General features: G+C 60.3%; 24 protein-coding genes, 1 pseudogene and 1 riboswitch. Of the genes and pseudogenes, 11 read left to right on the top strand and 14 right to left on the bottom strand.

Features of this window, described 5'->3' with window-relative positions:
• Positions 1-207 precede the first annotated feature (207 nt).
• Both ACVWXC_RS11875 and ACVWXC_RS11870 read right to left on the bottom strand, forming a co-directional pair.
• Positions 208-1,494 (bottom strand): recombinase family protein, encoded by a 1,287-nt coding sequence (locus tag ACVWXC_RS11875; protein WP_011431180.1) that lies wholly within the window; start codon positions 1,492-1,494, stop codon positions 208-210.
• Between the two features lie 126 nt (positions 1,495-1,620).
• Positions 1,621-2,592 (bottom strand): 30S ribosomal protein S1, encoded by a 972-nt coding sequence (locus tag ACVWXC_RS11870; protein WP_011431178.1) that lies wholly within the window; start codon positions 2,590-2,592, stop codon positions 1,621-1,623.
• Positions 2,593-2,792: 200 nt separating this feature from the next.
• Here ACVWXC_RS11870 and obgE point away from each other — a divergent pair, with 200 nt between their 5' ends.
• Genes obgE through ACVWXC_RS11850 form a run of 4 tightly spaced genes read left to right on the top strand, consistent with a single transcriptional unit; the run spans position 2,793 to position 5,662 of the window.
• Positions 2,793-3,950, top strand: a complete 1,158-nt coding sequence (gene obgE / locus ACVWXC_RS11865; protein WP_011431177.1) for a GTPase ObgE — start codon at positions 2,793-2,795, stop codon at positions 3,948-3,950.
• Complete coding sequence (locus ACVWXC_RS11860) at positions 3,892-4,260, top strand: hypothetical protein (RefSeq protein ID WP_228375305.1); 369 nt, start codon at positions 3,892-3,894, stop codon at positions 4,258-4,260. Before obgE ends, ACVWXC_RS11860 begins: the two co-directional genes overlap by 59 nt.
• Positions 4,261-4,281: 21 nt before the next feature.
• Positions 4,282-4,989, top strand: a complete 708-nt coding sequence (locus ACVWXC_RS11855; protein ID WP_011431175.1) for an L-threonylcarbamoyladenylate synthase — start codon at positions 4,282-4,284, stop codon at positions 4,987-4,989.
• A gap of 55 nt (positions 4,990-5,044) precedes the next feature.
• Positions 5,045-5,662: a PAP/fibrillin family protein gene (locus tag ACVWXC_RS11850; RefSeq protein WP_099834780.1), complete on the top strand. Its 618-nt coding sequence runs from the start codon at positions 5,045-5,047 to the stop codon at positions 5,660-5,662.
• On the opposite strand, the gene ACVWXC_RS11845 is transcribed toward ACVWXC_RS11850, so the two are convergent.
• The 6 genes from ACVWXC_RS11845 to trpC form a co-directional block, all read right to left on the bottom strand.
• Positions 5,659-6,552 carry a hypothetical protein gene (locus ACVWXC_RS11845; RefSeq protein ID WP_457392907.1) on the bottom strand — a complete coding sequence of 298 codons (894 nt, stop codon included), beginning with the start codon at positions 6,550-6,552 and terminating at the stop codon, positions 5,659-5,661. The two genes, ACVWXC_RS11850 and ACVWXC_RS11845, sit on opposite strands and share 4 nt — an antisense overlap.
• Before the next feature lie 111 nt (positions 6,553-6,663).
• Positions 6,664-7,692, bottom strand: coding sequence for a sirohydrochlorin chelatase (locus ACVWXC_RS11840; protein WP_457392910.1), 1,029 nt, complete (start codon positions 7,690-7,692; stop codon positions 6,664-6,666).
• Between the two features lie 30 nt (positions 7,693-7,722).
• Positions 7,723-7,865, bottom strand: a riboswitch (cobalamin riboswitch).
• 35 nt (positions 7,866-7,900) lie between these two features.
• Positions 7,901-10,264 carry a heavy metal translocating P-type ATPase gene (locus tag ACVWXC_RS11835; protein ID WP_457392913.1) on the bottom strand — a complete coding sequence of 788 codons (2,364 nt, stop codon included), beginning with the start codon at positions 10,262-10,264 and terminating at the stop codon, positions 7,901-7,903.
• A gap of 110 nt (positions 10,265-10,374) precedes the next feature.
• On the bottom strand, positions 10,375-10,569 hold the full coding sequence (locus ACVWXC_RS11830) for a heavy-metal-associated domain-containing protein (RefSeq protein WP_011431170.1): 195 nt from the start codon (positions 10,567-10,569) through the stop codon (positions 10,375-10,377).
• Between the two features lie 64 nt (positions 10,570-10,633).
• Positions 10,634-10,873 (bottom strand): DUF5340 domain-containing protein, encoded by a 240-nt coding sequence (locus ACVWXC_RS11825; RefSeq protein WP_011431169.1) that lies wholly within the window; start codon positions 10,871-10,873, stop codon positions 10,634-10,636.
• 40 nt (positions 10,874-10,913) lie between these two features.
• On the bottom strand, positions 10,914-11,834 hold the full coding sequence (gene trpC, locus ACVWXC_RS11820; protein WP_457392918.1) for an indole-3-glycerol phosphate synthase TrpC: 921 nt from the start codon (positions 11,832-11,834) through the stop codon (positions 10,914-10,916).
• A gap of 412 nt (positions 11,835-12,246) precedes the next feature.
• Between trpC and hmpF the strand changes: the two genes are divergently transcribed.
• The 6 genes from hmpF (at position 12,247) to ACVWXC_RS11790 (ending at position 18,620) form a co-directional block, all read left to right on the top strand.
• The gene (hmpF, locus tag ACVWXC_RS11815) at positions 12,247-13,980 is read left to right on the top strand and encodes a pilus motility taxis protein HmpF (protein ID WP_457392921.1); all 1,734 of its coding nucleotides are present in this window, start codon (positions 12,247-12,249) and stop codon (positions 13,978-13,980) included.
• A gap of 478 nt (positions 13,981-14,458) precedes the next feature.
• Complete coding sequence (plsX, locus tag ACVWXC_RS11810) at positions 14,459-15,550, top strand: phosphate acyltransferase PlsX (protein ID WP_457392924.1); 1,092 nt, start codon at positions 14,459-14,461, stop codon at positions 15,548-15,550.
• 5 nt (positions 15,551-15,555) lie between these two features.
• On the top strand, positions 15,556-16,563 hold the full coding sequence (locus ACVWXC_RS11805; RefSeq protein WP_011431165.1) for a beta-ketoacyl-ACP synthase III: 1,008 nt from the start codon (positions 15,556-15,558) through the stop codon (positions 16,561-16,563).
• Positions 16,564-16,582: 19 nt separating this feature from the next.
• Entirely contained in the window at positions 16,583-17,452 is an 870-nt protein-coding gene (fabD, locus tag ACVWXC_RS11800; protein WP_011431164.1) for an ACP S-malonyltransferase, read from the top strand.
• Between the two features lie 124 nt (positions 17,453-17,576).
• Positions 17,577-17,792 (top strand): hypothetical protein, encoded by a 216-nt coding sequence (locus ACVWXC_RS11795; protein ID WP_457392928.1) that lies wholly within the window; start codon positions 17,577-17,579, stop codon positions 17,790-17,792.
• A 276-nt stretch (positions 17,793-18,068) separates the two neighbouring features.
• Positions 18,069-18,620 (top strand): hypothetical protein, encoded by a 552-nt coding sequence (locus ACVWXC_RS11790; RefSeq protein ID WP_457392931.1) that lies wholly within the window; start codon positions 18,069-18,071, stop codon positions 18,618-18,620.
• 4 nt (positions 18,621-18,624) lie between these two features.
• On the opposite strand, the gene ACVWXC_RS11785 is transcribed toward ACVWXC_RS11790, so the two are convergent.
• The 3 genes from ACVWXC_RS11785 to ACVWXC_RS11775 all read right to left on the bottom strand — a co-directional run bounded on the left by ACVWXC_RS11785 (position 18,625) and on the right by ACVWXC_RS11775 (position 21,844).
• A complete protein-coding gene (locus ACVWXC_RS11785) occupies positions 18,625-19,740 on the bottom strand; it encodes a DEAD/DEAH box helicase (RefSeq protein ID WP_457410478.1) in 1,116 nt (371 codons plus the stop codon).
• 192 nt (positions 19,741-19,932) lie between these two features.
• On the bottom strand, positions 19,933-20,742 hold the full coding sequence (locus ACVWXC_RS11780) for an NERD domain-containing protein (RefSeq protein ID WP_457392935.1): 810 nt from the start codon (positions 20,740-20,742) through the stop codon (positions 19,933-19,935).
• A 76-nt stretch (positions 20,743-20,818) separates the two neighbouring features.
• Entirely contained in the window at positions 20,819-21,844 is a 1,026-nt protein-coding gene (locus tag ACVWXC_RS11775; protein ID WP_457392938.1) for an ABC transporter permease, read from the bottom strand.
• A 198-nt stretch (positions 21,845-22,042) separates the two neighbouring features.
• On the opposite strand from ACVWXC_RS11775, the gene ACVWXC_RS11770 reads away from it, so the two are divergent.
• Positions 22,043-23,023, top strand: coding sequence for an NAD-dependent epimerase/dehydratase family protein (locus tag ACVWXC_RS11770; protein WP_414389557.1), 981 nt, complete (start codon positions 22,043-22,045; stop codon positions 23,021-23,023).
• Between the two features lie 61 nt (positions 23,024-23,084).
• On the opposite strand, the gene cobW is transcribed toward ACVWXC_RS11770, so the two are convergent.
• The 3 genes and pseudogenes from cobW to ACVWXC_RS11755 all read right to left on the bottom strand — a co-directional run.
• Complete coding sequence (cobW, locus tag ACVWXC_RS11765) at positions 23,085-24,143, bottom strand: cobalamin biosynthesis protein CobW (RefSeq protein ID WP_011431159.1); 1,059 nt, start codon at positions 24,141-24,143, stop codon at positions 23,085-23,087.
• 131 nt (positions 24,144-24,274) lie between these two features.
• Entirely contained in the window at positions 24,275-25,624 is a 1,350-nt protein-coding gene (gene psbC / locus ACVWXC_RS11760; protein ID WP_041438536.1) for a photosystem II reaction center protein CP43, read from the bottom strand.
• A 214-nt stretch (positions 25,625-25,838) separates the two neighbouring features.
• Positions 25,839-25,933: pseudogene (locus ACVWXC_RS11755) on the bottom strand (photosystem II protein D2); the annotation flags it as partial.

Here is a 25,933-nt window from a genome sequence, read left to right as displayed (position 1 = left end):
TTTACATACCTAGCCATACCAAGCAGCCATACTGAACATACTGGGCATTATTTTCAGTATAGTCCAGCATATCATTGACTAGAGTCATGCTCCCGTCAACCCGATGGAGACGGCTGGCGGGATCCCTGTTCCCGGTGTGAGGGCGGGTCTCAAGAATTGTCTCAATGTCCAGAGGAGCGGCGGAATCGGCAATTCAAAAGGGATCCCTTAGGGATCGAAGGCAAAGGTCATCTGCACGGCCCCTGTAGAATCCACCTCAACCCTGCGCAGGAATTCCCGCAGGTAGGCGCGGCGCTCACTCTCGCTGAGGTCTTGCCAGAAGGGCGGGATGGAGAGAGTTTGGGCAATCTGGAGGAAGTTGGCGGGGGGGAGCTGTTCCAGCTTTTGGGCCAAGCGGGCCGTTTCCGCCCGCAACTGGTAGCAGCGCTGGGCCAGGGCAGGTTCGTCCATTAGTCCAGATTGCTGCAGCTCCTCCAGTTGTCGCAGCCGCTCGCTGTTGGCTTGGATCTGGGCTTGGAGCTGTTGGCGGGTTTGATCCAGGGCCTGCCGATCCAGGTTTTGGGCCCGCTGGGGGAGCTGTTGGCAGACTTGGCGGATCACCTCCTGCAGAACGGCGGCGTAGTGGAGGCTGTAGCGACAGGTTTGGCAACGCAGGTAGAGGTAGGAGGAGCCGTTCTTCTTGGCCTTGCGAGGGGTGGTTTGCACAATGCGCAGAAGGCTGCCGCAGACGCGGCAATGGACTAGGCCGGCCAAGGCGCGGGGGGCGCTGGCGCTGCGGCGCGGGATCTTTTGGTTGCGTTTGAGCCAGCGATCGATCTGGGCGGCCTCGGCGCGGCTGAGGAGAGCCGGGTGGGTATCGCGCAGAACGGTGCCGTCGGCGTAGGCCAGATCTCCACGATAGACCGGGTTGAGCAGCCAGTTGCGCCCGGTGGCCACCGAAATGCGCTTGTGGTGTTTTTCAGCGATGAAGCGCACCGCCTGGCGCAAGGATCCGTAGAGAAGAAAGTGCTGGAAAAAATCCTGAACAATGGGGGCTTGGCGGCGATCCAGCGCGTAGCGATCCCCTTCGCGGCGGTAGCCAAAGGGGGCAGGCCCAGGGGGAGGCTTGCCCGCTAGACGGTTTTGGGCTTGGCTGCAGCAGAGGCGGCGGCTCTGCAATTGATGGGGGAGCTCGGCCAGCAGCGGGATCCAATCGGCAGCAGCGCTGGGGGTGTGCAGGCCGGACTCGTTGACCAAGCTGAGGCGGAGCCCCGCTTGTTGGATCTGCAATAGCCGTTGGTGGACTTCCTCCACTCGATCCCCCAGATCCGCCAGGCGCACCAGCAGCACCTGCTGCACCGATCCGGCGGCAATGCCCTGCAACAGCTCTTCCAGATGGATGCGGGATCCCCAGTCGTGCCAGATGGGATCGGCCCCGTGTGCTTTCAACCAGGCCAGCTCCTGGTCTGGCCAAGAGGCATGGGCGGGCGTGTAGAGGTAGCCGCAAACGCTCATGGACAAGCAAACTCTCACCGCTGCTGTACCCGCACCCGACACCCCTCTTGGCCAGGGATCCCAGCTAGGCTAAGGGAGAGACAAACCGGCAAGCCTTGGCCGCCGAAGGCTCTCCGCAAGATGGCTTTACTCCACCGCCGCAGCCGCGTATTCCAGCTCCTCTTCCGAAACCTCCAGCGGCGCCTCCTCGACTTGTCCTTGCTTGGCAGCCCGCAGTTGCTCGCGGTACTTGGCCGCCATTTCTTCTGCTTTTTCGTAAACCAGCTTGGGATCTCGCAGCATGTCGCCGGGATTGGGCTCCAGTTGCTTGGTAGACAGCGAGATGCGACCCCGTTCTGCGTCTAGGTCGATGATCATCACCTTCACTTCGTCGTTGACGTTGAAGACGCTGTGAGGCGTGTCGACATGCTCGTGGGAGATCTCGGAAATGTGCAGCAAGCCAGAGACGCCGCCAATGTCGATGAAGGCACCGTAAGGCTTGATGCCGCGCACCGTGCCGACCACTACCTCGCCCACCTCCAGCTTGTTCATCTTCCGCTCCACCAGGGCGCGGCGATGGCTCAACACCAGTCGGTTGCGGTCTTCGTCCACCTCCAAAAACTTCAGGGGCAGCTCTTCGCCCACCAGCTCTTCCTTGGGCTTGCGGCTGCTGATGTGGGAGCCGGGGATAAAGCCGCGCAGTCCCTCAATACGCACCAGGGCGCCTCCGCGGTTGGTGGCAAAAATGGTGGCCCGCACCGTGGCGTCTTCTTTTTGTAGCTGCCGCACCCGCTCCCAGGCCCGCATGTACTCGATGCGGCGGATGGAGAGGGTCAGTTGCCCCTCTTCATTTTCTTCGGTGAGGATAAAAAACTCGCGCGTCTCTCCCGGCTGCAGCACCTCGTGCGGATCCTCTATCCGGCTGATGGACATCTCCTGCAAAGGCAGGAAGGCAGCCGTCTTGGCCCCAATATCGATCAACGCACCGCCCGGCTCCACCGAAAATACCGTGCCAGCTACAATTTCGCCAGGGCTGAAGTGATAGTCGTACTTATCCAAGAGGGCGGCAAAGTCCTCGGTGGTGAAACCTACATCGGCAGCAGCGGTGAATCGACTCATAGGGGTGTAACAGCAGAGCAGTTGATGCGAATTAGCAGTTGAACTTGTAAGGAACAGCTCCCATACTCGCTCACCCTCCCAGGCGGGACAGGCAATGGCTTGGGAAATACTATAGTAGCTTAAGAGGGCAGCTTTTGTGGCAAACTTCCTCGCGATCCTGCCAAGCTAGAGAGAGAGGGCCACAGGTGGGAGAGGGGCGATTGCACTTTATCGACCAGGCGGAAATTGAAGTGCAGGCGGGGAACGGCGGAGATGGCATTGTTGCCTTTCGCCGGGAAAAGTATGTGCCCGCCGGAGGGCCCTCAGGGGGCAATGGAGGACGGGGCGGCTCGGTGATCCTGGTGGCAGATCCCGGCCTGCAGACCTTGTTGGATTTTCGCTTTCAGCCGGTGATCAAGGCAGAACATGGGGCCAAAGGGGGGCCCAACCATCGCAGTGGCGCCAGTGGTGCGGATCGGCTGGTGCGGGTGCCCTGCGGCACAATGGTGTTCGACACAGAGACCGGCGAGCTGCTGGGGGATCTGGTGCAGCCCGGGGATCGGCTGCTGGTGGCTCGGGGCGGGAAAGGCGGCCTGGGCAATGCCCATTTTCTCAGCAACCACAATCGGGCTCCCCGCCAATTTACCAGGGGCCAACCGGGAGAGCGGCGACGCCTGCGCCTGGAGCTAAAGCTCATTGCCGAGGTGGGGATCGTCGGTATGCCCAATGCGGGCAAATCCACCCTGATCTCGGTGGTCTCGTCCGCCCGGCCCAAGATCGCCGATTACCCCTTCACCACCCTGCAGCCCAATTTGGGAGTGGTGCCCCATCCTGCCGGGGATGGGGTGGTGTTTGCCGACATTCCCGGACTGATCGAGGGGGCACACCGAGGGGTGGGGTTGGGCCACGACTTTTTGCGCCATGTGGAGCGCACGCGGGTGTTGATCCACCTGGTGGACGGCACAGCAGCAGATCCCGTCAGGGATTACCAAATCATTCAGCAGGAGCTGCGCGCCTACGGCCACGGGCTAAGCGACAAGCCGCAGATTGTGGTTTTGAACAAGATCGATGCCCTTGAGCCCCAGGAGGTGAGCGAGCGCACCCAGCGGCTGTCAATGGCTGCCGGTGCCCCGGTATCGGCCATCTCGGCGGTTGCCAGGCAGGGGCTGGAGCCCTTGTTGCAGCGGGTGTGGCAGTGCCTGGGCCGGGATCCGGATCTCCATCGACCCGCGGCGGCTAGCAAAATCCAGCCAGTTCGGGGGCAGGAGAATCTTAGAATAGGAGTGCCCCTGCCTTCCCAAAACTCAGAGATGAGCGGCTATGTATATCTCGGCGGAGGATCTGCCCCCCGATTTGCGCCAGATCAAGTTGGCCATTGAGCAGGCGGCCCAGGCGAGGGCGGGAGCTTGTGTGGAGCTGTTGATGCTCCTGCGGTTGTTGGAGGATCTGCACCGCACGATTTTGGAGGGGGCCTTCCGAGAGTCTTTGCCCAACACCCGGCAAGAGCTCTATCGGGTGCTTCAGGATTTGGAGGAAGCAGGCGACTGGCCCTATTTGCCTCGTCTGCATATTCAAGCGCTGATGCAACGGCTAAAAGATTGGCCGCAGGGATCCCTGTCGGTGCCGCCTACCCCTCGTTCTGGGGGAGTTGCGGAAGTGGTGGAAAGCCCTAGCCGCTCCGAGTCTTGAGGTTTTGCTTTTTTCTCCCGAATGGCCGAGTATTTTAAGCTCCATCCACAGCATCCCCAGGCCCGTTCCATCCAACGGATTGCAGCCGCTCTGCGGGAAGGGGCGGTCATGCTTTACCCCACCGATACGGTCTATGCCATTGGCTGCGATGTCACCCACAAGCAGGCGGTGGAGCGGGTAAGGCGTCTCAAGCGGCTTTCCAACGACAAGCCCCTCACCTTTTTGTGCCCTTCGCTTTCCCAAATTGCCCAGTATGCCCAAGTGAGCGATCCCGCCTATCGGCTGATGCGGCGGCTGATCCCGGGCCCGTTTACGTTTTTGCTGCCGGCCACCAAGCTGGTGCCCAAGTTGGTCATGGATCCCAAGCGGAAAACCACCGGCATCCGCGTGCCCGATTCGGCCATCTGTCAGGCGCTGTTGGCCGAGCTGGGCAATCCCATCGTCTCCACCTCGGCCAAGCTGGGCGGGGATCCCGTCGGCTCTTTGGAGGTGGGTTTTGACTCTGCTGGGGATTGGGAAGAGGGGGGAATCTTTACCGCCGAGGAAATGCGACAGTTGGAGAAACAGGTGGATTTGGTGCTGGATGACGAGGCTCCCTATCGGGCCCAGGTCTCGACGGTGATCGATCTCACGGGGCCGGAGCCGCTGCTGGTGCGGGCCGGCTTGGGGTACGAGCAGGTGGCGGATCTAATAAATCTAAATCTGAAGCCGGTGGAAGCGGAGGGTTGAGGGCAGAGGGATCCCGTGTTCTCTAGAATAGGGCCGGTGCCTGTGGAGTGTGCCCATGCCTGAGTCTTTGGCTGAGCAAAAGCTGGCCCTGTTGCGCCTGCTGGAGGGGGCTGACCGAGGCCGGAAGGTTTCCCCTGACCAGAAAGCCCAGATCTTGTCTCACATTGCTGCTTTGGAGGCGCTCAACCCCACCCCCAGGCCAACCTCTGTTCCTGAACAGTTGGAGGGGAACTGGCTTACCCTATTTACCACCAGCACAGACCTGCTGCGGCTGGCCCAGTTGCCCCTTCTGACCACCGGCGAGATCTACCAGTGCATTCGGGCCAAAGCTGGGCGGGTCTTTAACGTGGCGGAGATCCAGGGATCCGGCTGGCTGCAGGCTTGGCTGCCCCGGGGAGTTGTGGCGGTGGCGGCCCGCTTCTACCCAGAGTCGGAATGCCGGGTCAGGGTCATTTTCGAGCGCTTGGTGCTCGGATCCCAGGCCTTGATGAGCTACGAGATCGAGAGTTTTCTCTATCTGCTCGAGCGGGCTCCGGAGCGGATCCCGGCTATTCAAATCGATATCCGCCGCCGCGAGCCAACGGGTTGGCTGGATATCACCTATTTGGATGAAGACTTGCGGCTGGGTCGGGGCAGCGAGGGGAGTGTATTTGTTCTAAAGCGGGTCGGCTAGTCGGAGGATCCAGAGGACTCCGTTTCCGCCCTTTCGTGAGATGGGTTTTGGGTTAGGGTGGAGCTTATTTCCTGGAGAACTTGCAAGGCGCGGTAGGACTCTCGCAAAGTTTGCAGCTCCTGTTGAGTTTGCTCCAGTTGCCGGGCTTTTTGCTCCTGTAAGAAGCGCAGCCTTTGATTTTCGGACGCCGTGCGACGCAGAACGTGCTTGAGTTTCTGCTTCTGCTGCTGAAGCCGAGTCCGCCTCACCTCCAACTGCTGCAGTTGGATTTCTTGGAGTTCCAGTTCTATTTTCAGAGTGGCGACCTGCATCTGGAGTTGGCGAAGTTTTTGGTTGAGCTCTGGCTCTGGTGTGGGTTTTGCCGACTCAGGGCTTGGGGAAGAAGGTGATGACAATTCTTGTAGGGGCTGCAACTGTTGGGCCTTGGCCTGCGAAGCTTGATCCTGGTGCTGCTCGCCCTGCAGTCTTACTTGAGTGTGTTCGCTTACTTCGGTTTCAGTTTCCGTCTGCTGCTCAGCTTGATCAAGAATTTGTCGATCGCGGATCTGGGTTCGAGGATCCTCGTCAACCGACTGCAAAGGGAGAGAATCCTCCTCGGGTTGCCGAGGGTTGCCGCCATAATCGGCGGGATCAAAGGGAGACAGAGCCGCTACCAGCGAGGCCCGAAAATCAGTCCAGGAGCCCGACTGCAGACCCATCTGAACCAGCCGCCAAACCCCGTAGGAGGCCCCAATTGCAGCCAGGAGCCCAGGGATCCCGGCCAAGGACAGGGAAACCTTGGGCAGGGTCGGCAGGATCTGATCCAGCAGGCCCACCACCAACGCGAAGACAAAGATCCCGCTCCCCGCGGCAGCGGCACCTGAGACCCAAGAGGAGCGGGAGAACATCATCGTTTCTGTTTTTTCGCTAGCAGAACCACCGGAGCAGGAGAACCAGAGGTCAGGTTCACAGATCGCCTGCCTGCATCTCAGTTTATCCCGCCGGCAGCCTCTGTTTCTCGCTTAGGGCACTTGCCAAGCCCGCTGGTGGTAGCTCTGCAATTCGGCCCAGGGATCCGCTGCTGCTGCGGGGGTATGGCCGTGGTTGTGGTGATGGTGAGAGTGATGGTGATGGGATCCGTGCCCATGGGAGTCATGGTCATGGTGATGAGTATGCCCCGCTCCCAGCTCTGCGCTCACCGCCAGGCGAAACTTGCAGAGGTGGCAGTTCATCAGGGTTTGGCCCTGGAGAGCTTCCTGCTCCAGTTGCTGCAGGCTGTGCAGCACCGCGTCCACAAGGCCCAATTCCGGCAGCATCAGCCAGTCGATCTCGGGGTATTGGCGTCGCCGTTCTTGCACCGCCGCCTCGATTTTTTTCACCAGCACCCCTGTAAAGAGAAAATAGGGCAGCACAACCACCCGGCGCGGCTGCCAAGAGAGGGCCCGCTCCAGACCCACCGGCAGGCGGGGATGGGTGATGCCGATAAAGCAGGTTTCCACGGCAGCAAACCCGGATCCTTCCCAAAGCAGCCGGGCCAGCTTACAGGCTTCGGCGTTGGCTTCGGGATCGCTGGAGCCGCGACCGACAAACAGCAACACCGTTTCCGCCCCTGGGATCTGCTGCGGCTGGGCAGCCAGCAGAGTGGCCAATCGCTCCCGCAACAGTTGCAAGATCTCGACCCGGATCCCCAGCGGCCCGCCGTAGTGGATGCGCAACTGCGGGTGGAGGGCCTGCAGACGATCCAGCTCCACCGTCACGTCGAACTTGTTGTGGCGCGCCCCAAAAAGCAGCAGCGGCAGGGCCACGATCTCCTGCCACCCTTGGGCCAAGCATTGTTCCACCCCCTGGGCAATACTGGGCTGGGCTAGCTCCAAAAAGCAGGGGATCACCGGCCGATGGGGGGTGAGGGATTGATAAACTTGGGCCAGCTCCAGAAAGGCTTGCTGCCCTTCAGGGTCACGGGATCCATGGCCGATGAGCAACAGGGGCAAGGCAGGAGAAGAAAACTGCCCAACCGCACGGGGAGGGGAAAAACTGAGGACATCCAACACAAAAAACTCCGTTCCTTGTGAATCGCAAGGGGTACAGGACAAGGGCAGGTGGGTGTTCTGGCTGAGGGAGGGATCCCATCACAGTTGCGTCACAGTGGCGGATTTGCACCGCGCTTTCCCCAGTCTGCCTGAGCTTCTTAGGTTAGCTTGCCGCCTGCCGTTCACCAAGCCCCCCTGGGGGGATAGCCCCGGCCCCCTGCCTTGATCCCTAGCTCCCCTCTCCCCCAGGGAGAGGGGTTGGGGGTGAGGGTACCTCAGGGAGAGGGGTTGGGGGTGAGGGCCGAAAATGCCACAGCCGCAGGGCATTAGCCACTACGGAAACAGAGCTCAAGGCCATGGCTGCCCCCGCCAGCATGGGGTTGAGCAGCCAACCGGTGAAGGGGTAGAGCGCCCCGGCGGCAATCGGGATCCCGAGCGTGTTGTAGATAAAGGCGAAGAAGAGGTTTTGGCGGATGTTGGCAAGGGTGGCGCGGCTAAGTTGAATGGCGGTAACCACGCCCCGCAAATCGCCGGATATCAGGGTAATGTCGCTGGCGGCTATGGCCACATCGGTGCCCGTCCCGATGGCGATCCCCACATCGGCTTCTGCCAGTGCCGGCGCATCGTTAATGCCATCTCCCACCATCGCTACCCGGTGGCGGGGCCGTCTGAGCTGGCGAATATAGGCTGCCTTTTGCTCAGGGCGGACTTGGGCGATCACCCGGCGAATGCCTGCCTGCCGAGCAATGGCCTGGGCGGTGGTGGGGTTATCCCCGGTCAGCAGGATCACCTCCAGGCCCATCTCCTGAAGCTGGCGCACCGCTACAGGGGAGGTGGGTTTAATGGGGTCGGCAATGGCCAACAGCCCCACCAGACGGTGGGATTGCGCCACGCCGATCACCGTTTTGCCCTGGCTTTCCCAGGTCTGAACCCGCTCCAACCAAGAGGGATCCCAAGCGATCCCCATCGCCTGCAACCAGCTCAGCCGACCGATGCCGACCCACTGATCCTCCACCCAGGCTTCTGCCCCCTCGCCCACTTTTGCCTGAAAGTGCTGGGCCGGCGGGATCGAGATGCCTTCGGCTTCGGCTTTTTGCACCACTGCCTGGGCCAGCGGATGTTCCGAGTGTTGTTCCACCGCTGCTGCCAGGCGCAACAGGGCTAGGGGGGAAGATCCTGGCGTCCAGATCTCGGTGACGCTGGGACGGCCCTCGGTGAGGGTGCCGGTTTTGTCCAGGACGACTGTGCCCAGGCGATGGGCCAGCCATTCCAGGCTTTCGGCCCGCTTCACCAGGATCCCCAGTTCTGCCCCCCGCCCCGTCGCCACCATGATCGAGGTGGGGGTGGCCAACCCCAGCGCACAAGGGCAGGCGATGATCAGCACCCCAATGGTGTTCACCAAAGCCAGCGTCGGATTGCCCGCCAGCCCCCACCAGAGCACAAAAGTTAGGATGGCTACCCCGATCACCGCCGGCACAAACCAGGCCGTCACCCGATCCGCCACCTGTTGAATGGGAGCTTTGGATCCCTGGGCCTCCTGCACCAGGCGCACGATCTGGGCCAGAAGCGTATCTTTGCCCACCCGCCGCGCTTCCATCACAAAGCTGCCCGTCTGGTTGAGGGTGGCCCCGATAACCTCATCTCCTGCCGACTTGCTCACCGGCAGGCTCTCGCCCGTCACCATCGACTCGTCCAGGCTGGAGGATCCTTCCAGGATCACCCCGTCTACTGGCACCTTCTCACCGGGGCGCACCCGGATCCGATCCCCCACCTGCACTTCCCGAATCGGAATATCCTGCTCCACCCCCTGGCGAATTACCCTTGCCGTTTTCGGTTGCAGCCCGATCAGCTTGCGAATGGCCTCAGAGGTTTGCCTTTTGGCCCGTTGCTCCATCCACTTGCCCACCAGAATCAGGGTGGTGACCACCGCCGACACCTCATAATAGACATCCGGGTGCAGTCCTTGCCGGTGAAAATAGTCGGGGAAAACCGTTGGGAAAATGGAATAGAAGAAAGCCGCGCTCGTCCCCAAGGCCACCAGCGTGTTCATATCCGCCGAGCGCCGTTGCCAAGCGGCCCAAGCGCCTCGATAAAAATGCTTGCCCACCCAAAACTGCACCGGAGCCGTCAGCAGCAACTGCAACCCAGGATTGTGCAGCCACATGGGAAAGCCCGGGATGTCCATCCCCAGCATCATCGGCAGGGATCCGATCAGCAGCACCGTGCTGAGGCCCACTCCTATTGCCACCTTCAGCTTCAATTCCCGTTCTGCCGCCCGTTGGGCGATCCGTTCTGGGTCGGTCGGATCGGACTGTTGCCAATCGTCTTCGACCAAGCGCGCCTGATACCCCGCCTGCTCCACCGCCCGGATCAAGGCTTGCGGATTCACCAGCCGGGGATCCCCTCGCACGATGGCCTGCTCGCTGGCAAAGTTGACCGCTTGTGCCGTAACGCCCCGCACGCGACTGAGGGCCTGTTCAATGACAGCAGTGCAGGAGGCGCAGCTCATGCCCTGGATAGCCAAGCGCCAAGTGCCGCCAGCAGATGAGGCGGACAGGCCCGGGGCAGCGGAATGGGAACCCGAATCAGACATGGCTGTCCTCAGAGCAAAAATTAATAGCAAAAGCCCTCTTTCCCCCAACCAGGGGAAAACCACACCTGTGAACCTTGTCCCGCTACTGCCGACGGGCAAGGGAAAAATCGCTAGGCCGGCGGATAGCCCACTTGGGCGAGCACCTGCCGCCAGACACTTTCCGGCTGCTCAGACGTAATCCGCACCTGCTTGGTCTTGGGATCCGCCTCCACCTGCGCCTGGGGATCCTGTTGCCGCACCGCCTGCGTGATGGTGTCCACACAAGCGGAGCAGGCCAGCTTCGGCACCGTCAAAACAACTTGCATCCTGGGAAACCTCCCCAGCCCAATGCCACCAGCTTGATGCTAAACCTTCCAGTGGGCTGGAAGGTCAAGAGGGTGGCTGAGGCTCCTCTATGTTCCAGCGGTAGTCTACCTGATAGCCCCGCTGTCGCCAGTCCTCTTCCAGTTGCAACTGTTGGGTCAGGGCTTTGCGCAGAGAGTTGATCAGCTCTTGCGTGCGGCCTCGGTTGCCGAAATCCTGCTCTTCGACAGTGGGAAACGTTTGCCGCTCGAGAACCCGCAGCAGAAATTCGTAGTGGACGTGAGCCGGCACAGGAATACGTTTCATCGATCTAGGCCCTTCTTGGGATCCATTGACAATCCTGGGCTTACTGGGATGACAACAGGGAGCGGACGGCTTGGCCGGGATCCGGCTGCGTTACCAGCGCTTCCCCCACCAGCACAGCGCGCACCCCCCAACTGCGCAACTGCTGCAAGTCAGCAGGGGTGTGGATGCCAGACTCGCTGACCACCGGCAGATCGCCGAGGCGCTCCCGATGGGCGACCAAGAGATCCCGCGTCGTGTTCAAGTCCACCGCAAAGGTTTTGAGATCCCGATTGTTGATGCCGATCAGCACCCGTCCTTTGGCCTGTTGCAGGTGCGGCAAGGCCAAAACCCGCTGCAACTCTTGGCAAGTGTGCACCTCCAACAGAGCCGCCATGCCCAGTTGCTGAATGAGCTTGAGAAAATAGCCCAAGTCCGCATCCGAGAGAATGGCGGCAATCAACAGCACCGCATCCGCTCCCAGAGTGCGGGCCCAGAGGATTTGGTAAGGGTAGAGGATGAACTCCTTGCACAAGATGGGGATCCCTACCGCCTGGCGGATCTGGCGCAAGTACTCGCCGCTGCCCTGAAAAAACCGCTCATCCGTGAGCACCGACAGGCAACTGGCTCCCGCCGCCTCGTAGCTTTGGGCAATGGCCACCGGATCAAAGGGATCGCGGAGAACCCCACGGCTGGGGGAAGCTTTTTTCACCTCAGCGATAAGGGAAACGGGGTGAGGGGATTGGGTGAGGGCCGCCACAAAATCCCGCACCGGTGGCGCTTGCTCCAGTTGCTGCTGCAATTGCTTCAGAGGAAGCTGTTCCCGTTGGCGCTCCACCTCCTGCTCTTTGTGCCAGACGATCTCCTCCAAAATGTGGCGTGGCTCGGCCTCTGGAGCCTTTGTCCGGTACACCTGCGAGGCCACCACCACCGCTGGGGCAGGGGAACGCCGACGAACGGCAAGCAGCTCACCTTCCAGCTCCATACCACCCCTGAACAGAACTCTACACCTCACCCTAAACTACTCTAGTGTGCTGCTGTCGGTTTGAATAGCTACTCCGAATATCCCCAAACCGCCTCTGGCAAAGGTGTTTTTTTTACTCTATGGTTGAGTTTAGGGCTGAGCAGCAGCCGATGCCGGTTAGACTGCCAGTTAAGCAGAGAGCCGGCGGAGGCGCTGCTTGAGGCAAGACAAAGGTGCTGCTCAGGACGAGATGGCTCGAGACAGATCCAAGTCAACCCGGGTCAAGCGAGAGGCTTGACGCAGGTTTTCGCGCCCCGGGGTGCCTTGCTCCGGCAGCCGTTTCGTCTCCCCATCTTGCCCAACTGTGGGCAAAGGCTCGGCTGAGGCAGAGTTTGGGATATTGCTGTCCATGCTGTTTTGAAGGAGTTCGGGCGTGCTGTACCTGGCAGAGCTATCCAAGCCGATTGGGTTTGCCAAATCGTCGCTGCAATTGCTAGCCAAGCAGCAGCAGGACAACACCTGGGTGGCCGTGAACGAAGAATCCATTACTCTAGAGGGCCGCATCGCCCAGGAGGCCGGGCGCTTCAAGGATGGGGCCTTGGTGCTGGCAGAAATCACAGGCAGCCGTCAGATTACCCGCATCAACGAAGCCGCTCGCCAACTGGTGACCTACCTACAAAACTTCAGCCAACTTCAGCTCAAAGCCCGCAGCCAAGAGGAAGAGATTGAAAATTGGCGCAAGTCCCTCACCTTTCAGGCGCATGAGCTGACCCGCCGCGAGATGGAGCTGGTAGCCCAAGAAGAGGAGGTGCGGCGGCTGTACGAGCAATACAAGGGCGTGGAGGAAGAGCGCAAGCTTCTAGACAGCCTCAAAGAGGAGTTGGCAGCCCAGCAGGCCTACCTGGCCGAGCAGCAGCGCCTGATCGGAGAACAGCGAGAAGCCCTGAACCGGCAACGGCAGGAACTGGAAGCTCAGTTGCAAGAGGCCCGCTCCAGCCGGCTGGGGGAAGCAGAAGCGGTCCAGCTCCAGATTTTGTTGCAAGAAGTTCAGGAGAGTTTACATTTCTCCGCGAATCCCTTGGCTCTTCTCCAGAGTTTAAAAAGCCACATTCAGCAGCAGCAGGAGCACTTGAATCAACAGATTGCCCAACTGGAAGCAGAACGTCAGCAGGCCCAGGCCCGGCAAGACGAGCTGGATCGAGACTACCGCGCTTGGCAAGAACGCCACACCGCTTGGTGGGGATCCCAACGATCCCTGGAGCAGAGCCAAGCCGAATGGCATGCCCGCCAGGGATCCCTGCGAGCCTATCAGGAGCAACTGCAGAGGATCCTTCAGCAGTTGCAATCCCAAGAGAGCTTGTACCAAAAAGCCTATTGCCTGGTGCAGGAGTACGACTTCATCGTCGATGGCAGCAGCAACGGCGGGTCAGGTGCCTCAGGGTCTGCGATCTCGGTCGAGGAGCTGGCGGCCTTGGTGAGCCAACTGCGCCGAGATTACGAGCAGCGGGCGGCCCAGGTCAGCCAACAGCGGGCCGAGCTGGAGCAAAACCGGCAAACCCTGCGGGAGCTGCAAGAGCGGCTGGCCACCGCCTCTCCGGAGGAGCGGTTCGACATCGAGATGGATATCGACTACGCCCAGTCTGCCTGCAGCGCCCTAGAGGAAGCCCTGCTGCCTCAGGAGAAAAACCTGCAACGGGAATACGAGGAGCTGGCCCGCCAGGAAGCCCGCCTTAGGCAGCTTCAAAATCAGGCTGCCGCCCCAGTTCAGGTCGATATCGGGCCGATCCTGGAGCAGATCGGCAGCCAGAAGCAGGAGCTTCTCCAAGAAAAAAGCCGCCTGCAAACCCTCGTCCAGCAACTGGAATCCTCTCTGCCCTTTCAACAAGAGCAACTGGCCCGCCAGCAGCAGGAATTGCAGCAGCAGTGGCAACAGTTGCAGCAAGAGGAGGGATCCCTGCGGGCCCGCACCCAGGCGATGGCAGAAACCTGGGGCCGCCTCAACCATCTGCAGGCCACCCTCTACCCTGAGCGAGATCGCTGGGCGGAGTTAGCGGAACAACTGGCTCAGTTGGAGGCAGAGCTGGCTCAATATCAAGAAAGGGGCTCCACGGCCAGCGCCCATGTCCAGCAGGTGCAATCGCTCCTGGCCGCCCTCACCCAGCGGTAAGGAGCTGTGTCCTGTCGTCTTCCCAAGCAGGCAGTGCCCACACATTCCTTTTGACACAAAAGGATAGCTTGGTAGCCCCGTACTTGAGGACGGGGCGGAAAAGCCCTTGAGCCACTTTAGTTGCTTCTTTAGAGCTTCTCCAGGAAAACAACCTACTGCGGTGCCAAACCCGCGCGGCAATGACTAACCTGGAGGAACTGAAGTCCTCCGAAGTAAGCAGAACTTTGAGGTTATGCCTCAAAAGACTATCTAGGGGCGTCTTGACAGCGCCTTCGCCAGTCCATTTTGGGCTGCGTAAGAATCCCCTGCCTTCAGGCGCTGGGAGTGTCAAGGGCTTGACGGCCTCAACCAAAGAGAGCAAATCTGGTAAAATTCGGTAGCGCCTTGTAGATAGCGGGATCCCAACTTCTCGAGGCAGAGGAGCAGCGGAGATCCCCGCATTTTATCTGTCAGGAGTGTTCCAGTGTGAGGTCAGCTCGTGCGAATTGCAGTTGATGCGATGGGAGGTGACTACGCTCCCGAAGAGATGATCAAGGGCGCCCTGCTGGCCCATCGCTATCTTCAGGTGGGGATTGCGCTGGTCGGCCGTCCAGACGCGCTTGAGCCTTTCTTGCCCCGGCCCCTGCCTCCTGGGATCACCGTCGTGCCCGCTGAGGAGGTAGTGGGCATGGCGGAAGAGCCCCTGGCGGTGCGCAGGAAGCCGCAAGCCTCTATCAACGTCTCCATGCAACAGGTGCGCGCCAAGCAGGCAGATGCAGTGGTGGCTGCCGGCAACACTGGGGCTACGATGGCCGCTGCCTACCTCAACTTGGGCCGATTGGCGGGGATCGACCGCCCGGCCATCGGTGCTCTTTTGCCCACTTTGAAGGGCAAGCCGGTCTTGCTTTTGGATGTGGGAGCCAACGTGGACTGCCGGCCCCGCTTCTTGGAACAATTTGCCCGCATGGGATCCCTCTACTGCCAGTGCGTGCTGGGGATTGAGAAGCCGCGGGTGGGCCTGCTCAACATTGGCGAGGAGCCCAACAAGGGCAACGACCTGGCCCTGGCCACCCATCAGCGCCTGACCCAGTTGCCGGGGATTCACTTTGCCGGCAACGCCGAGGGGCGAGACGTGCTGACGGGGGACTTTGATGTGGTGGTGTGCGACGGCTTTGTGGGCAACGCCCTGCTCAAGTTTGCCGAGAGCGTCGGCCAGGTGATCACCCAGGTGCTGCGGGAGGAGTTGCCCCGCGGCTGGCGTGGCAAGCTGGGCTGCTGGCTGCTGCAGCCCAATCTGAAGCAGGTGAAGCGGCGCATGGACTATGTGGAATACGGCGGCGCTTTGTTGCTGGGGGTGAACGGCATCTGCGTCATTACCCACGGCAGCTCCAAGGCGGCGATGGTCTACCATGCCATTCGCCTGGCCAAAGAGGCGGCGGAGCAGAAGATCCTACAGCGGCTGCAAGCGGAAATGGCCGACTCTCACCCATCCAAAGTCAATGCCGGAGAGAATGCTCCTCCTCTGGCCTCAGCCTCTAACCCCAGTCCAGAAGCCCTGCCGGTAGGATCCCTGGATCGGGTGGAAGGATAGCGTTCATGCCCAGCAATGGCCTCCCGAGCGTGCGGCTGGTGGGGGTGGGGGCTGCCCTGCCGACTCCCTGCCTGAGCAACGACGACCTCAGCCAGATCGTGGAGACTTCCGACGAGTGGATCTGGCCCCGCACCGGCATTCGCCAACGGCGCATCCTGCCCCCCGACCTCAGCCTGGTGGATTTGGCGGCGCAAGCGGCAAAGGCTGCCCTGGCGCAGGCCGGCATCCCGCCCCAGGAGCTGGATCTAATCCTCCTGGCCACCTCCACCGGCGTCGATCGCTTCGGCTCCGCTCCGCGGGTGCAAGCAGCGCTGGGGGCGACACGGGCGGTGGCTTTTGACCTGACGGCAGCCTGTACAGGGTTTGTGTTTGCTGTGGCCACGGCGGCCCAGTTTCTGCAAACCGGGCTGTACCGGCGGGCGCTGGTGGTGGCGGCGGACGTACTCTCTCGCACAGTGGACTGGACAGATCGCACCACCTGTGTCCTATTTGGGGACGGGGCAGGGGCGGTGGTGCTGGAAGCCGCAAGAGAGGGGGACGGCGGCATCCTCAGCATCGAGCTGCGCAGCGATGGCAGTGGCAGCGAGCTGCTCAGCCTGGCCATGGCCACCGAGGCCAGGCCCCTGGTGGGATCCCTGCAGGTGGGTCAATACCGCTGCTGCCCCATCGCCATGAACGGCCGTGAGGTGTACAAGTTCGCCGTCCAAGCGGTGCCGGAGATTATCGAGAAGGCTCTCTTTCGAGCTGGGATTGCCGCAGCAGCCGTGCAAGGCTACTTCATCCACCAGGCCAACCAGCGCATCCTCGATGCTGTGGCCAAGCGGCTGCAGTTGGATCCCCAGCGGGTGGCCAGCGTTCTGGAGCGCTACGGCAACACCTCCGGCGCCTCGGTGCCGATTGCGCTGGCCGACTGGATTGGCCAAAGGCGGTTTGGCCCTGGGGATTTGGGGGTGATGGCTGGCTTCGGCGCCGGCCTCACCTGGGGAGCAATTGTCTTTCGTTGGGGCAGATGAGTTGGAGAGTATTGAACTGATGAGCGTTGCCTGGATCTATCCCGGTCAGGGATCCCAAGTCGTGGGCATGGGAAGGGATTTACAAGATTGGCCAGGGGCGGCCCGCAAGTTGGCTGTGGCCCGCGAGGTGCTGGGATGGGATCCCCTGGCGCTCTCGGAAGAGCAGATCCATCAGACCGGCTACACGCAGCCGGCTTTATTCACTGTATCGGCCCTGCTGACGGACTATCTCTACGCTCAGGGTCAGGCTCCCGCCTGTACAGCCGGCCACAGCTTGGGAGAATATAGCGCCCTCTACGCCGCGGGGGTATTTGATTTTGAGACTGGCCTGCGGCTGGTGGCGCTGCGGGGCCAGTTGATGGAAGCTGCAGGGGATCCCCCCGGCAGCATGGCGGCGCTGATTGGGTTTGATCGCGACAAGCTGGAGCACCTGTGCCAGATGACTCCCGATGTGGTCATTGCCAACGACAACAGCCCGGATCAGGTCGTGATCAGCGGCTCGGTCGAGGGGGTGCAGGCCATCTGTGAGCAGTTGCAGGCCAAGCGCACCGTTCCCCTCAAAGTCAGCGGCGCCTTCCACTCGCCCTTGATGCAGGCGGCGGCGGAAACCTTTGCCCACACCTTGCGCGAGGTTGACTTTCAGGCTCCGCGAGTGCCGGTCTACAGCAATTGCACGGCTGCCGCTAGCCGAGATCCCCAGGTCCTCAAGCAGGCACTGCTGTCTCAGATGACTGCCCCAGTCCGCTGGCGAGAAACGGTGCTGCAGATGGCCGCCGACGGCATCCGAGAGGTGTGGGAAATCGGCCCTGGCAATGTGCTGACGGGCTTGGTGAGGCGAACGGCACCTGCCCTGGGACGGTGCAACATCAGCAGCCTCAGCATCGGCTAAGGGATCCCGGCAGCCCTGTTGCTGCAAGTTGCGTTGCTAGCTCCTCAAGGGAGAAGGGCTGCGGGTGAGGAAACCTCCCCAAACAGCAGTTAGGATCAATGAAAACCTGTTTCTGGGGCCGACGATGCCGTCTTCTCCCCCTCGCCAGCTTTGGGTCAATGCTTTTCCCGCTTTGGCTGGCCTTGCCGTGGCCCTCGGCAGCCTGGGATCCGGCGGATCCCTGTGGCAGTCGGGGGCAGCCGCTTTGGCTACGGGCATGACCGGCTACTTCGCCTCCGCCCTGGCTGGGAGTGAGTCCAAAGCCAAAATCCACCTGCTGGAGCATGACTCTAGTCAATAATAAGCTCAACTATACTGAAAATAATGTATAATATGTTCAATACGGATTACTACCAGTTGATCTTTCTGTTTACTTTCGAGTCTGCCAACATGGTAGCCAAAGCAAAGCAGAAAATTGGTAGTAAGACGACACGGAAACTGCGCTTTGGGTATTCTACTCAAAGCTTTGCGGGATACCGCCATTCTGTTTGGACTCCGTCCCGCTAACGCGAATGGAAACAAACAGAATGCTATCGCTGCATAGTTGAACAGTGATGTTCAGCAGTGTTCAGCGTAAATGTATCAGCAATCTCTGGAGCACCTCAAAAGCCGGCAAGAGCTAGGTTTACAGCACCTGCAAAACGAGCTGGCCGATCTGCGGGCTGCTCTTGCCAATTGGACACCCCTTCGGCAGGAAGAGAAAGCCGGCGATGGAACTGATGCTCAAACCTATTTTGAGTTGGGATCCCAGATCCAAGCTCAGCAAGAATTGCTTTCACAATTGCGTACAGAAGAGCAGAATCTAAAAGCCTCAATAGAAGACTTGCAAGCCAAAAAACAAGAGCTTGTACAACTTTTGAAAGAGTACGTTGCGAAAATTGACCAACTCCGCTGCAAACGGGATCTTTTGGCCCAAGAGATCGCCCGCCTTAATCAAGCTCGCCAAGCAACAGGCTGCAGCAACTTTGCCGCCCACCCCTCTGGGTTTGGAAAGGGATCCCTGGGCTTCAGCTCCGTTTCTGCCACCGCCTACGACGAAATTCTTGCAGCTATTGAGGAGCGAGTAAACGACTTGGACGACATGGCAAAAGCGATGGCAGAGCTGAGCTCGCTCGAGGGCAGATGGTAGCCTATCAGACGCCTTCCGAGTCCGGATCTATTTCATGAATTCGCCGCAGGGATCCCTTATTAAAGGCCGGGAAGCGTAGATAGGGGTACTGTTCCTTGGCCTGCTGCAGCTCTTGAAAGGCGGGGGCCAGGTGGTCTTGGAGGGAGATCCCTGTCACGACACACCAGATCTTGGTGCGTGTCAAGGCCACAAAAGCTTGGTTGCGCCGGCGCAGTTGCTCTTCCACACTGAGCCCCGGTTCGGTGGCGTTTTGAAACTGGCAAACGTAGACTTTCCAAGCTTCATTGCCTTTGGCCCGGAAGATCCCCGCTAGGGTGACATGCCCCGGCAAGCGGAAAATATCCTGACCGGCATCTTCGCCGGCTATGAGAGCTCTAATTCCTCTTTGTTTGAGCTTGGCCTTCAGGCTTTCCCAATAAGGTCTGCTCTTCTTGAAGCTGCCTACACCGGTAACCAGGAGATCCTCCGGCTGAAAACTCCACTGCTTCAGGTCGCGCTCGATTTGTTGGGCAATCCAATTCTGCTCCTCTTCCTCAGAAGGGAAGGTGCGCCAGATTAGCAGCGATTGCGGATCCACCTTGGGCTCAAAGTCTTCTTGATCGATGGGATGGCAAGCCTTGCGGGTGAGGGTAATTGTGGATCCAGGCTTACGAAAATCGCCTTCTACCACTTCGTAACCTAAATTTTCCCACTGCCCTTTTTGAGTAACTCCCTGCAAAGGCTGGTCTCCACGCAAAAGACCCATGTTGATGGCATGGGCAGCCATGAGAATAATCTTCGGAGTGCGGTAGCAATGGGGCAACACAGTGGCCCGCCCTCCCAACTGCACTTTGGGCTTGCCTGTCTCGTCGCGCCCGAATAGCTCGGCTATTCCTGGCACCGTCAGCGAGCCAATGCCCTGGGCTTCGTCATAGGCCCAATAGAGCCGTTTGGGATCCCGTAAAGCCCGATAGGCTAAACGGTAAAAGGCAGGGGGCAAATCTTGACCTTCATCGATCAAAATAACATCGAAGAGCTGAGGGATTTCCTTGGCTTCTTTTTCTAACTTTTCGCAGACGTAGTCGAAGGGCTCAGTTGTATAGTCATTTTTATCCCTTAGCTCTTCCTTTGCCCGCTCCAAGCTTTTGGGCGTTAAGCCACATTCGTTAGCGAGCAATCGATAGAACCCAGTTTGATTTTGGGATCCCCAGGCGTGCATCACCTGGATCTTTTTCCAGTCCGGCTCAAGGTCAAACTTGCTCTGACAGACCTTTGAGATTTGCTCGCGAATTTGGTGATAGAGAGAGCGGGTGTAAAAAACTACCGCAATGTCCTAATCGGGGTGGTCGGCGTGGATCTTGGCCGCTCTGCGAGTCAAGACTACCGTTTTGCCTGTCCCCGCCAGGCCCCGCAACCGCTGTGGCCCCTCAGGATATTGGGTGGCAATTTTGCGTTGGTCTTCATCAAGCTTAAAGATCTGCTCTTGGACGCGACGGATCACCGCCTGGGGATCGTAGCTGTAAGATATTGGGTCATCGCCGGGATCCCCCAACTTTATTCCCAACGTTTTGAGGATCACTTCCCATTCTGTGGCGTTGAGAGGAGCGCCATTGGCCTTTTTGGCCGCATACAGAGTCTGCCGCAACTGCTCTGGATGCTCCAAATCATCTGCAAAAAGCAGCGCCCCGAGAAACGGGGGATCCCCGAAGCGCTCCTGCCATTCTTGTCGCCGAATGCGAGGCAAAGCCAGCCGATATTGCCAGGCAACGCGAGCTTGGAGAGGCCGGGTTTCCGGATTTTGCTGCAGCCAATTCTTGATCTGAAACATTTGGTTATCGGCCTGCCCCAAGGGGGTCTCGGTTTCCCTGTGCCACTCCCGCATGCGCCACTGGCTGCCGTCGATGGCTTCGATATTGTAAAGGTTGCAGCCCTTACACTCGAAAACCCAAAAGCCCAGTTCAAAATGAATCAATAGGATGTCGGGCTTGGCCGTGACGTGGCCCTGATGGTTATAGATACTGAACTGATGGAGGAGGTAGCCGGGATCGGATCCCAGGGCCTGCCGCAGCGCATTCCAAACCACTGCTTCCGCAGCTACCCCAGGTAAGCTGTCGCCCAGAGCGCCGTCGGGTTGAAAGTGCATGGGGGATCCCTCGTTTTCCAACTTGAACCCAATGTACAACAGGAAACCTGAGCTCTTGGGGAAGGATCCAAAGCCCCTAAAGCAAAGACTCAGGTCGGATCCGGGGATCCACCCACATCAAGAGCAGATCGGCCAACAAATTGCCCAGAATGAGCATCACGGCCCCCAGCAAAAGCCCGGCCATCACCACGTTGATGTCGAAGCTCTGGACCGCTTCCAAGAGCAGCTTGCCCAGCCCCGGCCAGTTGAAGAAAAACTCGGCAATAAAAGAGCCGCTGAGCAAATTGGCAAACTCAAAGCCCAAGATCGTGATCAAGGGGTTGACGGCGTTGCGCAATGCATGCAGCCAGATCACCTGCCATTCCGGGATCCCACGCGCCCGCGCCGCCTGGATGTATTCCTGCCGCAGCACGTCCAAGAAGTTGCCGCGGGTAATCCGCTGCAGCCCGGCAAAGCTGGTGATGCTCAGGGCCAGCGTGGGCAAGAGCAGGTGACGGCCCAGATCCAGCAGCTTTCCCCCCCAACCCAGCTCGGCAAAATAAACACTGGTCATCCCGCCCACCGGCAGCCAGCCCACGTTTTGGGCCACGATCAGCAGCAAAATGGCCAGCACAAAGCTGGGCATGGCCTGCCCCAGGTAGCTGAGCAACTGCAACGCCCGATCCAGAGGAGTGTTCTGCTGCAGCGCCCCCAGGATCCCCAGCGGAATGGCGATCATCCAAGTCAGCAAAACGGAGCACACTGCCAACAGCAGGGTGGCGCCGGCGCGGGAGAGGATGAGCTGCGCTACTGGCACGCGATAGGTGTAGCTGACGCCAAAATCCCCCTGCAGCAGATTGCCCAGCCAGGTCAAATACTGCCAAAGCAAGGGTTTATCCAAGCCCAGCCGCGCCTCTTCCTGGGCGATAAACTCCTGGCTGATACTGGGATCCGCCCGCAAGGGATCCAAAAAATCGCCGGGGGCCAGTTGCAGGAGCAAAAAGCTGAGCACCGTGATCAGCAGCAGCACCGGCACCGCTTGGACCAGCCGCTGCAAAACAAGGGCTAGGGGAGGCCAAAGGCTGAACACCCGTCCAGCAGGGGGAGAAGAGGTTGCGGCCACAGGCAGAAGTCGAGTTGAGCGAGGTCCAAATCTCCCTGGGAGTGGGATCCCTGTCGAACTATGCTGCCATTCTCGCGGCCAAATTTCCAGGTTGCTGCCTGGCTTGGAACAGGGCGCAGTTGCCCGTTAGGGGAATTGGGGGTTAAGCCAATCCGGCAGGCGCAAGCTAAGGCGGTAGACTAGTCAGAAGCTTTTTCGATGAGTTGCCGTTGGGAAGATCTCTTGCGAAACCTGTTTCTTACCGGCGCTAGCGGCTGTCTGGGGCATTATGTGTTGGAGCGCCTGGCCCAACAAAGGGATCCCGAGTTTCCGGAGCAGCCCGCCTACCACCTGTACATTCTTATCCGCAACCCCAGCCGCCTGCGGTTGCCCCCGGAGCGTTTGCCTGCCCCCATCACCCTGGTGGCCGGCGATCTCCTGCGCATTCGGGAACACGCCGCCCTGCTGCGGCAGATGGATGGGTTGATCCACATGGCGGCGGCTTGGGGGGATCCCACCCTGACCTGGGCGGTGAACGTCACCCACACCTTGGAGTTGCTCAGCTTGTTGGATCCGGAGCGCTGTCAGCAGGTGATCTACTTTTCCACTGCCAGCCTTTTGAATCAAGCGTTAGAACCTTTGGCCATCGCCGGCCAGGCCGGCACCGACTACATCCGCAGCAAGTACGCGATGCTGCTGCGACGGCAGGAAAGCAGCTTCTGGCCAGATCGCCTGCTCACCCTCTACCCCACCCTGCTGTTTGGCGGCAGCCCCCACCACCCCTACTCCCACATCACCGCCGGCCTCAAGGAGGTGCTCCGCTGGCTGGATTTGATCCGCTTTTTGCGGGTGGATGCCAGCTTCCACTTCATCCACGCTGCCGATGTGGCCGAGATGGTGGCCCATTGGGTGGCCCATCCGCCGGGGGGAGGGGATTGGGTGTTGGGCAACCCCCCCTTGTCGGTGGATGAATGCGTAGAGCAGGTGTGCGCCTATTTTAAAAAACGGATTTATTTCCGCCTGCCCCTGCCCATCGGCCTATTTCGCGCCCTAGCCTTCCTACTTCGGGTGCGACTTTCGGCCTGGGATGAGTACTGCCTGCGCCACCGCCACTTTGTCTATCCGGCCCTCTCCCCAGCAGCGCTGGGCTTGCCCTGCCGCTTCCCTACCGTAGCCTCTCTTCTCGACGCCTACCTCTAGGCCACCTTTGATAGAGTCACGCAACTCCCCTCTCCCCAGGGGTAAGGGATCCCGACAGGGATCAGCCGGCAGAGGCCACTGCTTCTCTGTGAGCCAAGCCTTGAAGCTGAGCAGCAATGCGCTCCCGGTCGAGCCTCTGGCCGATGAACACCAGGCGGGTCAACCGCGGCTCTTGCGGGCGCCAGGGGCGGTCGTAGTAGGTCTCAAATCGGGATCCCACCCCCTGCAGCACCAGGCGCATCGGCTTGTGGGGCACGGCCACAAACCCCTTTACCCGGTAGAGGCATTCCTCTTGAGCCAGTTGACGCAGTTGGGCAACTAGGGATCCCGGCTCATAGCTGCCCTCCAGGCTGAGGCAGAAAGACTCAAAAGCTTCGTGCTCGTGCTCCTCCTCGAAGTCGTGGTGGCTGGGGCGGCGCTCCAACTGATCCTCCACCGCCGCCTGGAAGCCCAAGAGCACTTCTGGGGCAACCTGGCCCCGCTCACAGGGGAGAACTCGAACCTCAGGGCGCAATTGTTGCCGCAGCCAGCTCTCCACCTGGGTTCGCTCCTTCGGCGTGATCTGATCCACCTTGCTCAGCAGCACCAAATCAGCGCAGCTCAACTGATCCTCAAACAGCTCCTCAATGGGAGTCTCGTGATCCAGGCTCTCATCGGCCTGACGCTGCGCCTCCAGCGCCGCCAGATCCCCCACCAGTTGCCCAGAAGCCAGGGCCTGGCCATCCACCACTGCAATCACCGCATCCACCGTGGCGCCGGTGCGAATGGTGGGCCAGCGGAAAGCCTGCACCAGCGGCTTGGGCAAGGCCAATCCTGAAGTCTCAATCAGGATGCAGTCCAGCTCTGCCCGCCGCCGCAGCAGAGCCTCCATGGTCGGCAAGAACTCCTCCTGCACCGTGCAGCAGAGGCAGCCGTTGGCCAGCTCCAGAATGGGGATGGAGCCCCCTCCCTCGCAGAGTTGGCAATCCCGCAGCAGTTCGCCGTCGATGCCCACTTCGCCAAACTCATTGACCACTACGGCGATGCGGCGGCCCTGGTTGTTGAGCAAAAGGTGACGGATCAAAGTGGTCTTGCCGGATCCCAAAAATCCGGTGATGACCGTAACCGGAACTTTGTGCATCTTGATTTGCGCATTCGGCCTTCCCAGTCTCTACCCGTGCTTCCCTCTCTGTCCATCCCGGCAGGGGGGATCCCCAAAAAAAGGCCCCCTGCCGGGGGCCAAAGGTTGTGATCTCCGAGAGACTTCCGGGCTTATCGGATCGGCTTCATCCGGTAAACCGGCTCGTTCTCGCGGCTGATCCCCTTCTCAAAGCCGGCAGCAGCGGCGCGCGCGCGACCAGCATGCCACAGGTGACCGACGAAGAACAGGAAGCCGAAGATGAAGTTGTGGGCTGCCAGCCAGGTGCGCGGGCTGGTGAAGTTCACCGTGTTGATCTCGGTAGCCACACCCCCCACCGAGTTCAGGGATCCCAGCGGCGCGTGGGTCATGTACTCTACCGCACGGCGGGCCTGCCAGGGTTGGATGTCGTTCTTCAGCTTGTCCAGATCCAAGCCATTGGGGCCCAGCAGCGGCTCTTTCCAAGGGGCCCGCACATCCCAGAAGCGCATCGTCTCACCGCCGAAGATGATCTCGCCCGTGGGAGAGCGCATCAGGTACTTACCCAGACCGGTGGGGCCTTGGGCCTGGCCGATGTTCGCCCCCAGGCGCTGGTCGCGCACGATAAAGGTGAGGGCTTGGGCTTGCGAGGCTTCCGGGCCGGTGGGGCCGTAGAACTCGCTGGGGTAAACGGTGTTGTTGAACCAGATGTAGCAGGTGGCAATAAAGCTCATCAGCGAGACCGCCGCCAAGCTGTAGGAGAGATAGGCCTCTCCCGACCAGATAAGAGCACGGCGGGCCCAGCCAAAAGGCTTGGTGAGGATGTGCCAGATCCCACCGGCAATGCAGATGATGCCGATGTAGATGTGGCCGCCGATCACATCCTCCATGTTGTCCACGCTGATGATCCAGCCGTCGCCGCCAAAGGGAGACTTGAACAGGTAGCCGAAGATGACCGCCGGGTTGAGCGTGGGGTTGGTGATCACCCGCACGTCGCCACCCCCCGGAGCCCAGGTGTCATAGACGCCACCAAACCACATGGCCTTGGCCACCAACAGGAAAGCCCCCAACCCCAACAGGATGAGGTGGATCCCCAAGATGGTGGTCATCTTGTTCTTGTCTTTCCAGTCGTAGCCGAAGAAGGGGAAAGACTGCTCCAGGGTTTCCGGGCCGCGCACGGCGTGATAAATGCCTCCCAGACCCAGCACCGCGCTGGAGACCAGGTGCAGCACACCGATCACAAAGTAGGGGTAGGTATCGATCACCTCGCCGCCTGGGCCAACTCCCCAGCCCAAAGTGGCCACGTGGGGCATCAGGATCAGCCCCTGCTCGTACATGGGCCGATCCGGCGTGAAGTGAGCCACCTCAAACAGCAGCATCGCCCCCGCCCAGAAGACGATCAGGCCGGCGTGGGCTACGTGAGCGCCCAAAAGCCGACCGGAAAGATTGATCAAGCGAGCATTCCCGGCCCACCAGGCGAACCCGCCCTGGGTGCGATCCTGCATCGCTGCGGAACCAAACGTCGTTGAAGTCACTGAGGCCAGCCTCCGAAAACAGTAAAGGTCACAGTACAGCAAAAGATATGAGGTGAAAAGCAAAGGAGCTTAGGAATGGCCGAGCGCCTACCCATCCAATCCAAGACTTGAATAGGCGAACGCTCGGCCTCAGCTCTCACGTAAAGGATCAAGAGAACTCAAGCGTTCGACAGCCAGCGCCAGTTTAGAGCGCGTTGCCGCGGGGCAGGACTTCCTCGGGGAACTCAAAGCGCTCGTGCGGCTGGTCCTGCGGCGCCATCCAGGCCCGAATCCCCTCGT

The organism is Thermostichus sp. OS-CIW-20 (assembly GCF_054061455.1).
The sequence above is the reverse complement of the archived record's forward strand: the minus strand, read 5'-3'. Positions and strand labels throughout refer to the sequence as shown.